The sequence below is a fragment of the Nostoc sp. genome, from assembly GCF_036917555.1.
Lineage (GTDB): Bacteria > Cyanobacteriota > Cyanobacteriia > Cyanobacteriales > Nostocaceae > Nostoc.
Map to the genome: position 1 here is coordinate 25043 of NZ_JBALDD010000053.1, position 12819 is coordinate 37861.

Genomic DNA, 12819 nt, shown 5'->3' on the forward strand with positions numbered 1-12819 from the left:
CAACATAACAAATTAAGCTTGCCGCGCTACTACAAATATTTTTATTTTTTCAGAGCAATAAAAGAGTATTAAACAGCAAAATAAGCGAAATTATTAAAATTCCTTACCTTGGTGAATAGAATGAAACTGTTGGTCAATTCACGAGAGGTTATACCCCCAATCCTAAAACCTCCCCTTCTTGCAAAACTATTTTTGCAAGAGGTCTATTGAGTCGAAGAGTTACCTAATTCTATTAGCTTTAGAGCATTAGGATTAGCATACAGGATAAATACTGGTATATTTGCCAAAATTTGTTGATAAGGAGAGGTTTACGAGCTATGAAGTTAGTTTTGAAGTTGAAAACTCGATTTTGAAGTTGAAAACTTGATTTTGAAGTTGAAAACTCGATTTACGAGAGTGAACTCAATACGGTTCTATACACAGTAGCTTAAAAAAGGCTTGTTCTGTCTCCTGTTTACCCCCTTTTTAACGGGGTTGCCACAGGCGGGGGATCTTAACCGAACCGTATTGAGAGTGAACTACTGAAATAAAATCGGTGCATTACGCCGAAAGCGTAACACAGGCTATGAAAATTGCTGTAGAGACGCGATTAATTGCGTCTCTACTCTTAACTCAGCACTATTCACGCCATTACCATACCGCCATCGACGTTAAAGACTTGTCCAGTGACGTAGGCGGCGGCGGGGTCGGCGGCGAGGAAGCGCACCATGCCAGCGACTTCTTCGGGCTGACCGAAGCGACTGAGTGGAATGTATTTGAGAATATCTTCGGAGTTGTTGAGATTGCTGGTCATGTCGGTGGTAATGAATCCAGGGGCGACGGCGTTAACGGTGATCCCACGAGAGGCAAGTTCTTTGGCAACGCTTTTGGTGAAGCCGATGACACCTGCTTTAGCAGCGCTGTAGTTTGATTGACCTGGGTTGCCCATTTGCCCAGCAACAGAGGTAATGTTGATAATCCGCCCCGATCGCTGCTTCAGCATAATTTTACTGGCGGCGCGTGTACATAAGAAAACACCAGTTAGATTTAGGTCTATCACTGCTTGCCAATCTTCTGGCTTCAAACGTAAAAGCAGTGTGTCGCGCGTAATACCTGCGTTGTTGACTAAAATATCCACACGGCGGAACTTTTCCATGACGGTGTTAACTAGTGCGTCTACTTGATCGCTTTTAGAAACGTCAGCTTGGATGGCGATCGCCTGACCTCCCGCATCTGTAATTTCTGTAACAACTGCCTCAGCAGCAGCACTTGAACTGGCATAATTGACAACTGCGATCGCTCCTTGTGAGGCTAATTCAATTGCGATCGCTCGGCCAATTCCTCTGGATGCACCTGTGACAATTGCGACTTTATCTTGTAATAGTGTCATTTAATGTTCCTCAATCTTAGAAATACTGCGCTAATTATCTTATGGCGATTTCGGGAACATCTGAATATTGTCTGAATAAAATCTAACTCTTGCGGGGTGATAATCTTGCTGTCATGATGCAAGTTAGATAGCTAATAGATAAAGTTATACGTCGTATTTAGCTAGATATAGCTATCCTGAATCAAACGCGCAGAAACAAGACCCCCGACTTCATAAAAGTTGTCAAGGATCTGCGGGTTGCAATTTTCACAAATTAAATAGGATTACTACATAACTCAATTAACACGAATTAACGTTTTACTATAATTAAATATCTATAGTTATTTCTCTGTGAATGTATCGATAACTTTAAGTAATATATTCGCCTGACTGGATAGACTAGAAAGTGTTGCATCTACACCCATCGTAGATATCACTCTTGTGAAAGCCTCTATAATTATTTGGCTGGTCAGGATAGGTTTAAATACATATTTCATCTAGATGCACAACCTCAAAGAATATACGGGTTTGATTATAATTATTTAAGATTTTTGGCTGGGAAATCATTTTATATTAACTAATCTAATCTTTTACCAACAAAAACTCATGAACCTATACCTATTTTATTTTCTAAGAACTACTATTGAAACAAACAATTGAAAATCGGTGTGTGTCACATGGCAACGAAAAAGCAATTTAACAGCTTTGAAGAGATGCTATCTGCTTCTGATGTACCTGTATTAGTAGATTTTTATGCTGACTGGTGTGGCCCCTGTCAAATGATGGTGCCAATTTTAGAGCAAGTCAATGCCCAACTTAAGGATCGCTTAAGGATTGTAAAAATCGACACAGAAAAATACACAGATTTAGCTACTGAGTATAAAATTGCTTCTCTTCCAACCTTAGTATTGTTTAAGCAGGGTAAGCCTGTAGAGCGGATAGAAGGAGTGATGCAAGCACCGCAGTTGGTGCAATATCTACAAACAAAGATTTAAGCTAACCTTAGAATTTTGATTTTGGTTCTTAGAGGCGCGAAATATTGCGTCTCTTTCAATAGATAGATAATAATGTCTGCCCAGATTAATCAAATCATCGTTTGGTTGAACTTTTAGGAGCTATAAGACTTTTATTTGATTGCGTGAAAAAACTCTGTATAACTAAGGTTGATTCCCTACTCCCTGCCTCTGGCGCTTGCGCTGTACTTTGAGTACCACGCAAATAAGTTTAAAAATAAAATCGGATTGCGATAAAACCTTAAGTAAATATTAAGCATATTTACTTATCTGTCTAGAGAAAGTAGTTTAGAAATTGAGAAAACTATATTGTATAGATATAACAAAGTATATTGACAAGTAAAACCATATATGAAAAGAAAGCAGCAAAGACCTGACAAACCCTATATTTGGGTGAATCTTGATTTTGATAAGGTTAAAAATAGAATAGATGCGGTGACTTGCCAGATTGAGCGGGTTATACAAAAGCACCACCTTTCAAATCAAACTCCTAAATCAGGTAAAATAAATAATTAGGTTATTTGTAGGGCGATATATACAATGAGCTATACCTACACAGTTCATTTTTAATTTAGCCTGCACTTCGCCCATTCGGTAAGCTCAGTCACCAACGTAGACATCAGATTAGTTTTGCACAACATATTTTGGGCAATGTGACTATATTTTTGTCAAAAACCAAACAATATTATTCGATAAACATCCACTGAATTTATACGTATTTATTAGTCATTATTTTATCCTCGACACTCCTTTTAAAGATGTGACTAATGGATAGCTAAAGCATCGGGGTGGCGTTCTTTATTGTTGATTTGTGCAAGAGGTCTGCTGTGAACTTTGTTATCCAATATCAAAATCCCCCAAGTTCTTGGGGGATTTTGAGTGCCTACTTCCAATCTCTTAAAATGTAAAAGTAGTCCGAAGTACACCTACAGTCGTAGTATCATTGTTGCTGTTACCTTCTGGGTTAAAGAGAACAAACGCACCAGGGGTAATGCTAATATTATCGGTAACTTGAAGGCGGTAATAGGCTTCTAAATGGTAAGGAGTCGCCCGATTGTCGCCTGTGGGCGTAAGTTGAGCAGAACCACCAGTATCACTACGGAAAAGCGGCTGACCAAAAAGAATCCCGGCAGTGTTTCCTGACTTGAATAAATCTTTGAAGTGAATTCCCGCCATCCAACTTGTAAAGGTGGTGGAAGCATCCACGGTATTGGAAGAAGCATCAACAAATATTGCTGCACCGTAGCCAGATAATGCTATTTTGGGAGACAATCGCCATGTTACCGTACCGCCAACAGAGTTGAGTGTAAGCGGTGTTCCAGCTGCAACCCCTGATAAAGCACCGATATCACTACTAACTAATCCTGTAGCCAAAATATTGATTTCGTGATAACTGTGGGCATAGTTTAAACCAATATCCAGAGCAGAACTTGGCTTGAAGGTTAACTGTGTGGCAATAATACTACTACCACTAAATAAACCTGCTCCCAAAGGTGTAGTAGAAACTCCTGGTACTGCTTCATTAGCAGATTTTTCGGGTAAATTGGCATTTACACTGCCGTATAAAGCTCTTAAATCAAAATTTGGCGAAATGTTAAAAATAAATCCCGCCGCCGATGCTAAACCAGTACCCGAAGTCCCCCCAGAAACCCGTAGCACAGGATTCAAGTTGCCAAAACGAGAAATTGACTCTTGTCCTTCACCATAAAAAGGCGTAATTGCTGGGAAAGCATCTGATGTTTCTGCCGCAGTTCCAGCAAACAAGGTTAATTTATTAGCGACGGGAAAGATATACAGCAATTTGTAAAGCTGAATACTGTTTGCGCCAACACCCGACAAAGTATTGACATTTAACCCCGGAAATTGCGGCTCAAAACTGGTACGAGCGCTACTTGCACTTAAAAGTGGCGCAGCTAATCCTAAACTTTGTTGCAGGCTACCCTGTCCATCGGCTCCACCCAAAAAGTTATAGGCTTGCAATCCAGTGATTAATGAATCTTTACCAGTAAAGCTAGTGGTGAGATTTAACCGCACTCTATTAACTAGGATGATGTTCGGGTCACTGTCATTAGGAGCGCCGCCGCTAGCACCAACACCAGCAATAATTACCTCACCATTCAGTTTGGTCGTAGTAGAAAACTGATTTGCTTCTATTTCTGCTGTGCGAGCTTCTACAGAATCTACTCGACCCCGCAATGTTGCCAATTCCGGTGCAAATTGCTCTTGTAGTTTCTGCAACGTGGCTAAATCTTCTTTATTGACCAAATCACCAGTTGCAGTCGCAATCAGTTCGTTGATTCGGTCTAAACAAGCATTTAAGCCAGCAGCAAATTCGTAGCGAGTCATGGCCCGATTACCACGATAGGTTTGATTGGGATAACCTGCGATACAACCATAGCGCTCGACTAAAGATTGGAGTGCCTGAAAAGCCCAATCATTCGGCTGTACATCAGACAATTGTGATACGGATGTTACTTGTGCAAGTTTGTATGAGGTTGAAGATAAACTTGCAGATTGTGGAATGATTGGCTGCCACAAGTTAACAGCAGAATCTACTCTTATATCTTGAATTTTTTGCTGTTGATTGACTGAGGGTAAGTTTTTTTGAATTTCATTAGCTATCAGCAATTTACTGGAGATATTATTTGTTAAATCGCTTTGATGAGAATAATTCTTTTCATAGCTGCCGTCCTTTTGATTAACAGCTACGTTTTTATCTGCAATTTTTAAATTAGGAAGGGCTTGCACAGGTGATAACCCAGCAATTAAACATAAAAATCCCATCCCACTAGCAAAAGCTAGTAGATATTTTGCCATCATGACTCCCAACACCTATAAAATAGTGGAAAAATTCATTGCGATTTTAAAATGGATTGATAAGTAAATTTAAAGTAGATTTAGCAAGAGAGTCTTGTTAACTTTAAATTTTGGATATCAGGATTTTTTCTGAATTAACTTACCAAAACATCAGCTTATATCGCAAGCATTAAATTATAGTAAATACTATTTTGGGAAAGAATTAACAATACATCATATTGATAGTTTTTATAATTACGATAGCAATCCTAAATGGTTTTTGAGCAATGCTTTACGTAAAATGCTTGATTCATAAGCCTTGCAAATTTTCTCTGTTCAAATATAAAAGATAATTGCTATATTGACAAAATAATAATTAAATAAGTCTGATTTTGTGATAACGAATATAGGTATTGAGCCAAGGATTTCGGTTCAATACCTAACAAAGAATAATTTACTCAAAAAAAATTAAGAGGTTGCGATCGCTGCTCAATTTGGGTACAGGCTAAAATCGGGAAGAAAACAGCATATTGTAATCCACGATTTCTCTAATTGAGATATTTCAAGTATTCAATCCCACCAATAACAAACAATGACCGCATCAGAATATCGGTGAACATCTTCACCTGAGAGGGCCCCTTCCAATCTAGCTCTCAGTCGGCGCTTCAGGCGCAAACCATAATCTTCATTCGTGCCATCACTTACCTCTACTGAATCAGCTCGCCATTTTTTGCCTAAGTCTAAAAGCTCTGACACTTTTGTGTCTTGGTTCTCTACTAAGGATGTACAGTGTATCGGCAGGATAGGCAATGAAATGGATGATGCTGGTTTCAGGCATGGGGCGATAGTTTGCCATTGCAAGTAGGGTATCAACCATACCACCAAAGCTTAAACCGTTTTCATCTGGTGCAAAGATTGGTTTTGTGAACAGAAAGCTTGACCATAAATTTCTGTGGTTGGAAAGGTCAGTAATTACCTCTTCGCCATCAAACTGATTGAACCGACGCTGCCAAACCAAAGCAGCAAAGAGTTCTTGCAGAGAACATGATTTTGCAATCGATTGGATTTTGCCTAAATCAAGCATCATGTTGACGGTAAGTAATATTTTTAACAAAACATTTGTAACTACCCTTGCAGTTTATTTACCCAGTGCCTGCTATTCTTATAGTTACTTCGGTCTGTCATAGCAGATAGATTATCCTCGATAATGTTTTATTTGTGAGCGCTCATCTACCATCGTGGTAGTGTGGGTGCTTTTACTTTATCAAGAAAGGCAGAAGGCAGAAGGCAGAAGGAATATTGCCCTCTGCCTCCTGCCTTCTTCATACAATGTCTGGTGTTTGGTACACTAAGCTGATAATGAAGCTTTAACTTGACCAAAACGGCGATCGCGATTTTGGTAGCTCAACAAAGCTTGATGAAATGCTTCTCTATTAAAATCTGGCCAAAGAATATCGGTGAAATACATTTCTGTATAAGCCATTTGCCACAAGAGAAAATTACTCAATCGCATCTCACCACTAGTACGAATCAGCAAATCGGGTTCTGGAGTATTTGTTGTGTAGAGGTGTTGTTCTACAAGACTTTCATTCACTTCTTGGGCACTGAGTTCGCCCTGTTGTACGAGTTGAGCTACTTGACGACAAACTCTGGTAATTTCGTTGCGGCTACCGTAATTGACTGCAACAGTAAAGTGGATTGCTTGATTGTTCAACGTCTCTGCCATTGAACGCTCCATTTCAGTCTGTAGAGACTTGGGTAAAGCCGATAAATCTCCAATAAAGGAGATTCGTACTCCTTCTTGATGCATTTGAGCTAACTCACGGTGTAGTAATCGCTCAAACAAATGCATCAGAAAATCCACTTCTTCAACGGGACGCTGCCAATTTTCTGTTGAGAAAGCGTAGGCTGTCAACGCTTTGATTCCCCAATATTTGCAGCAACGCAATAGTTCTTTGAGTGTCTTTGCTCCTTGGCGATGTCCAGCAATGCGTGGTAATCCTCGACTGGTTGCCCATCGTCCGTTACCATCCATGATCACAGCGATATGTTGGGGGATTTTTTGGGGATTTAAATCGGTGGGTAATTTTGATTTGTCACTTGTACTGAGCGAAGCTGAAGTATTTGTCATTTGTCATTTGTCCTTTGTTTTGACTAATTAGTTTCAAATAAATTTTGCAGATAGTCTGGTGTGAGGCTATTGTTCCAACTCCACAAGCGATGCATTGTGTAAGTGAAGGTGAAGAGGAGAGTTATTTTGTTGGTTAATGACCAAGCATTCCAGTTAAGAGTACCCATCATCCGCCGGAGAGTACGCATGAGGTTGTTGCGTTGATAGTTTTGCGATCGCGTTTTGATTAGCGTGCGTCCAATTCGCATTAACCCAGTATCAGGGAAAGTCCAGACTCCAAACCCCCAGAATTTGGTCATGTGGTTGATTTCATCCTGTGCTAATTCCTCTAGAACATCCTGGAGTGCACCAGTGGTATGAGCCATCAACCAAATATAAAGACAGGTAGCACCATATTCTGTGGTAATGCGATGTAAACCGTGGCGATATAAGTCTTCTTTGGCGTCATCTGTAGGGAGATAGCTTCTAACTGTCCGAAGTTTGGGGGTAATTTTCTCGCCTGTTAGTTGGGTGTAGATTTTGATTAATGCAGGTGTGTGCTGACGTTCTTCCTTTTCCCACAAACCAAGTTCCAGCAATTCGCCATCTTTACCGACTGTTCCACCAACAAACCGAGCCATCTGAGGATGCAATTTTTCCAAATATTGGCGACTGGTTTGGGTATAGCCGCGAATGGGAGCTTCTGTATCCATTGCACCGATCAATATAGATAAAAATACCTCTGCGTCTAAGCCGATAATTTGATTGCGGTTAATCGTCTGCCAATCAATGGGTTTCCAGGGACGCGGTTGAGGATTGGCAAACTGTATCGGTAAATCTTGCAGACGATCATGTAGTTTTTCGACTGCAATATATCTGTCTATCAGGGAACGAATGCGATGCTGTGTTTGCAAGTAATGAGGACAGGGATAGCTTTGACCTGCTAAGTCTTCTGTGATTGGGCTGAGGGTGTTAAGCATCTTTTTATACTTAAATTTTTATCTCTATGCCCAATAGCCTAAGCGATCGCACTATCGTTTGTCAGTCGGCTGAAGTCGGCAGTTTTATGTGATAAGGTTGCAAAAGTCGGGGAAAAAGCTGGTTTACAGATGTATCTATTTTTGCCAAAAAAATTTATTGAGTATGCTACTTTACGCTTCAACTCTCTATGTAAATGATGTTTGTAAGTATCTAGATTAGTATAAAACTGTTACAGACAACATAGTTATGACTATTGTAGTATATATGTATTGTATATAGTTTTCTTAAGTATGAAAGTCTACGATATATACTCAAAACGTCAAAAAATACTTATGGGAGAAGTCTCTGATGTTTATCAGTATGACGATATCCCTACTCCGCTTCGTGTACAGATAATTTATATTATGAGTGATGCTCTAGGAAAGCAGGAAAATGAAGAAACTTTAGATATGTATAAGTTGATTCACGATATCCTATGCCGTGAATATGGAAAATTGTCACTGGTACATAAAATTAGTTTAAGCCTAATAGATCACATTCATGATGTCAGAAATTTTATTTTGCAAAATGAAGAGATAAATCAGGTTATTGATGCCATAGAACTAACTTTTAGACTGATTGATAGATTTTATAGAGAACCGAATATCATTAAGTTCACTGAGCCAGAAATTACACCTGATGATGCTATTGAGGAATTGAACATTAGGTTTAGAGAACACGGAATAGGCTATCAGTATGAATCGGGTGAAATTATAAGAGTTGATTCTCAGATTATTCATGCTGAGGCAGTTAAGCCAGTTTTACACTTATTAAGTGATAGCAAATTTGAGGGAGCAAATGAGGAATTTTTGAAAGCACACGAACATTACAGACATGGACGCTATAAGGAATGTCTTGTTGACTGTCTCAAAGCTTTCGAGAGTACTATGAAAACTATTTGTAATATTCAAGGCTGGATTTATCAACCTGGGGATACGGCGAAAAATCTTATTAATGTTTGCTTACAGAACAATTTAATTAAACCTTACTTACAGACTCAATTTACCTCACTAAAATCAAATCTTGAAAGTGGAGTTCCTACTATGAGAAATAAAAATGCAGGTCATGGTCAAGGTTCTCAACCACTTACTGTACCACAACACTTTGCTGCTTACCAGCTTCACATGACGGCAAGCACAATTCTATTTTTGCTAGAAGCGGAGAAGGCGCTGCCTTAAAGCTAATGCTTGCCTTATTCTGGCAAATCTCCAAATTGCTGACGATAACGCTCAAGTTGTTGTTGTACTAATTCAAGCTGCTGGCGAGTTTGCTGTTCAGCTTCTTCTGGAGTTTGATAGCGCTTTCCTTGCTGGTCATACCAATACAAAACCTGACACTGGATATTACCAGATACGTATTGCCCTCTACCGATTCCCAAGCCGATTTCTGGCATCCAAAAGGGTTCACCAATTTGCAGCTGATAGCTACCATTTACTAAGCGATAAACTTCAAAAGGTTGGTGGCGATCGCGTTGCCAATACTCTGGATTGTAAATAATGTAGTACAGTACCCCTAACTTGGCATAAGTGTCTAATTTTTTGTCGTATTCGCCACCCGGAGTTAAGGAGACAATCTCTATAGCCAAGATAGGCACAATGTTGTTTTCTTCCCAAACAACATAGCTTTTACGAGATTTATCTGCTTTGCGGCGTTCTACACCTAAGCTCAAAAATCCATCTGGTACAATCGGCACAAGTGGACTAACCCCTGTGGTATGGTAAACACCCATATCCACACTGAAAAACCAGTCATTACGGTTTGCCCAAATATATTGCAGTAAAAAGAGAAGCAAATTGGGAATAAAGTTCTGGTCTTCGTTATCCACAGGGGTATCGTCTGAACAAGGAAGTTCAGCACTACTAGGCAATTGACGGGGGTCTGATTTCACCATAAGTAATGATGGTGCTGATGTTACCTAATGAGTTTTATTTTAATTAGATTAGAAGGCTTTATTCGGAAAAGTCGGGAAAAAAGTCGGATTTACAGAATCTTATCCGAAAACTTCAGCAACATAACTGTAGATTGATTTATAGTTGTCCTTAAAATCTGACCTACCCTCGTCGTTACACAATGGACGCTGAAGCAGCATTAGCATGGTTAGACGCCATAATTCCCCCTCAGACTGGGGAACAGTTGAGCGATTTGCAAAAAGTGATTCTTGTGCAAGTTTGGTTGGGTAGAAAATACTTGGATATCGCTGATTCTTACGGTTGTACGGAAGGACACGCCAAGGATGCTGGTTCTCAGTTATGGAAACTGCTTTCTAAAGTATTGCGAGAAAAGATAACTAAAAGTAATTGTCGCGCTACTTTGGAGCGAGTTCTGAGAAAAACTACTGCTATATCATCTAGTCTGATTGATTACTCCAGAACGCCACACCCCACCCCAAAATTAGAGGATACCAATTTTATTGGACGAACAGAAGCGATCGCTCACTTGAATACTTTGGTAAATCAAGGCTCGAAAGTCATTGTGATCCAAGGTGAAGGCGGTTTAGGAAAAACTACTCTAGCGCAGCAATATCTCCATCAGGGGTTTGACTTGGTTTTAGAACTGCTGATGGCGAAGGAAACGCAAAATATCACCCCCGCCGAACGAGTAGTAGAGGAATGGCTCAAACAAGATTTTGATCAAGAACCTGGGGTAGAATTTGGGGTTACATTGGGACGACTCAAGCGCGAACTCCATAATCGCCGGATTGGGGTGTTAATTGACAATCTTGAACCTGCATTAGATCGACAAGGTGGGCTGATTGCTTCTCACCGCAACTATGTAGAACTATTACGGGTGTTGGCTGATGCTAGAGTGCAATCTGTTACCTTGATTACCAGTCGCGATCGCCTTTGTGAACCTGGGCTAAATGTGAATCACTATCGGCTTCCTGGTTTGGATCAAAGTGCATGGCAACAGTTTTTTAGCAACCGTGGGTTAACTATCAACTCACCAACTTTGCAAATCATGCATCGCACTTATGGCGGTAATGCTAAAGCAATGGGAATTCTCTGTGGTTCGATTGTGGAGGATTTTGACGGTGACATGGTTCTTTATTGGCAAGAAAATCATGCTGATCCGTTAGCAGCAACCGACTTAAAAAATTTAGCGGTTAGTCAAATCAATCGCCTGCAAGCCCTCGACCCCCAAGCATATCGCCTGCTTTGTCGTTTGGGATGTTATCGTTACCAAGATATACCCACCATTCCATCTCAAGGATTGTTTTGTTTACTTTGGGATGTCCCACCTGATCAACATCGCCAAATCATTGCCTCATTGAGAAATCGGTCTTTGGTGGAGTGCGATAAAGGTGAATACTGGTTGCATCCGGTGATTCGTGCAGAGGCGATCGCACGTCTACGCCCCAGCGATGAATGGGAAATTGCCAACCACAAAGCCGCAGAATTCTGGACAACTAATGTTAAACAAATTGAAACCTTTAAGAATGCTTTGCAAGCTTTAGAAGCATATTATCACTACATAGAGATTCATGAATTTAAGTTAGCGGGTAAGGTCATTCTCAAAAGCCGGAATAATCAATGGCAGCAATTTTTGCCTCTTGGTAGTACGTTGTATCGTATGGGTTTAATTCAACCAATACTTGCGGCAATTAATCAAGTTGTTAATAATCTGGAAAATGACCAAAATCTCAGTGAGCTTTACAATATACTAGGTGATTTATATTGGATAACAGGTAAGATTAGTCAAGCGATCGCTTGTCAAGAAAAGACTATTATTCTGGCAACCCAAGCACTCAAATCACTTGTACCTCAGCCAGAAAATAAACATACAGTTTACTATTTGAGAATGCTAGAGGTAGATTCTTTATTAAGTATTGGTCTTTACAAAATAGATTTGTGGGAACTAGAGGCAGCTGCAAAGTTATTTCAACAAGTAATTTACTTAGCTCAAAATACCGAGCATCATCGCTGGGCAGAGAAAGCTTCAGTTTGTTTAGCTTTAGTATATTCTTATTTAGGTTCGCGTGATGCCTCATATCAATTAGCAGATGTAGTGTATCAAAATATTACGAACGAAAAACTGGTAGAACAGACTGGAAGATTTGTCTATTTTATGCAAATTTTGGGTCAAACCTACGTCAATTTAGGCGAATTTTCTCAGGCAAATCAGATATTCTATCAAGCTTTGACTTTTGCTGAAGAAAGTCATTATATGCAGGTAAAAGCAAAAACACTCAATGGTTTAGCAGAAATCCATCGACAACAAACAGATTTTGCATTAGCTTTTGTTAATCATACAGAAGCAATCGAACTTTTGGATAAAATAGGTGCTAAATGCGATCTAGCTGAAGCTTATTTTCAATTGGGTTTAACTAATCAAAAGATGACAAAATTTGATGAAAGTCAAATAAATTTCGATCGAGCAATTCAGCTATTTACTGAAATCAAAGCACCGAAACAAGTTGAAAAAATTTTAAAGTGTGCTACTCAAATCTGTGTCACCAATCGTAGATTGGAACCGATGTAAAAATCTTGGATTTAGTAGACGGCTCTGCAAACAAATCGACATAAATAATTAGT

Annotated in this window: 10 protein-coding genes; 4 read left to right on the forward strand and 6 right to left on the reverse strand. The window is 39.6% G+C overall.

The genetic code is table 11. The features are described from left to right. Positions 1–622: 622 nt before the first annotated feature. The gene (gene fabG / locus V7K60_RS20475) at positions 623–1369 is read right to left on the reverse strand and encodes a 3-oxoacyl-[acyl-carrier-protein] reductase (protein WP_334927797.1); all 747 of its coding nucleotides are present in this window, start codon (positions 1367–1369) and stop codon (positions 623–625) included. 656 nt (positions 1370–2025) lie between these two features. Here fabG and trxA point away from each other — a divergent pair. Continuing rightward, on the forward strand, positions 2026–2343 hold the full coding sequence (trxA, locus tag V7K60_RS20480) for a thioredoxin (RefSeq protein ID WP_292818787.1): 318 nt from the start codon (positions 2026–2028) through the stop codon (positions 2341–2343). 369 nt (positions 2344–2712) lie between these two features. Continuing rightward, positions 2713–2877: a hypothetical protein gene (locus tag V7K60_RS20485; protein ID WP_334927799.1), complete on the forward strand. Its 165-nt coding sequence runs from the start codon at positions 2713–2715 to the stop codon at positions 2875–2877. A gap of 381 nt (positions 2878–3258) precedes the next feature. Here the strand turns inward: V7K60_RS20485 and V7K60_RS20490 are convergent, their stop codons facing one another. The 4 genes from V7K60_RS20490 to V7K60_RS20505 form a co-directional block, all read right to left on the reverse strand. Continuing rightward, positions 3259–5178, reverse strand: coding sequence for an iron uptake porin (locus V7K60_RS20490; RefSeq protein WP_334927922.1), 1920 nt, complete (start codon positions 5176–5178; stop codon positions 3259–3261). Positions 5179–5872: 694 nt separating this feature from the next. After that, positions 5873–6244 (reverse strand): hypothetical protein, encoded by a 372-nt coding sequence (locus V7K60_RS20495; protein ID WP_334927801.1) that lies wholly within the window; start codon positions 6242–6244, stop codon positions 5873–5875. A gap of 261 nt (positions 6245–6505) precedes the next feature. After that, the gene (locus tag V7K60_RS20500) at positions 6506–7288 is read right to left on the reverse strand and encodes an isoprenyl transferase (RefSeq protein WP_334927802.1); all 783 of its coding nucleotides are present in this window, start codon (positions 7286–7288) and stop codon (positions 6506–6508) included. Positions 7289–7311: 23 nt separating this feature from the next. Further along, the gene (locus V7K60_RS20505) at positions 7312–8247 is read right to left on the reverse strand and encodes a ferritin-like domain-containing protein (protein ID WP_334927804.1); all 936 of its coding nucleotides are present in this window, start codon (positions 8245–8247) and stop codon (positions 7312–7314) included. 291 nt (positions 8248–8538) lie between these two features. On the opposite strand from V7K60_RS20505, the gene V7K60_RS20510 reads away from it, so the two are divergent. Beyond that, on the forward strand, positions 8539–9465 hold the full coding sequence (locus tag V7K60_RS20510; RefSeq protein ID WP_334927806.1) for an STM4504/CBY_0614 family protein: 927 nt from the start codon (positions 8539–8541) through the stop codon (positions 9463–9465). 14 nt (positions 9466–9479) lie between these two features. Here V7K60_RS20510 and V7K60_RS20515 read toward each other — a convergent pair whose 3' ends face one another. Further along, a complete protein-coding gene (locus tag V7K60_RS20515; RefSeq protein ID WP_334927808.1) occupies positions 9480–10178 on the reverse strand; it encodes a Uma2 family endonuclease in 699 nt (232 codons plus the stop codon). A 179-nt stretch (positions 10179–10357) separates the two neighbouring features. Between V7K60_RS20515 and V7K60_RS20520 the strand changes: the two genes are divergently transcribed. Then, positions 10358–12766: an NB-ARC domain-containing protein gene (locus V7K60_RS20520; RefSeq protein ID WP_334927810.1), complete on the forward strand. Its 2409-nt coding sequence runs from the start codon at positions 10358–10360 to the stop codon at positions 12764–12766. Positions 12767–12819: the final 53 nt, after the last annotated feature.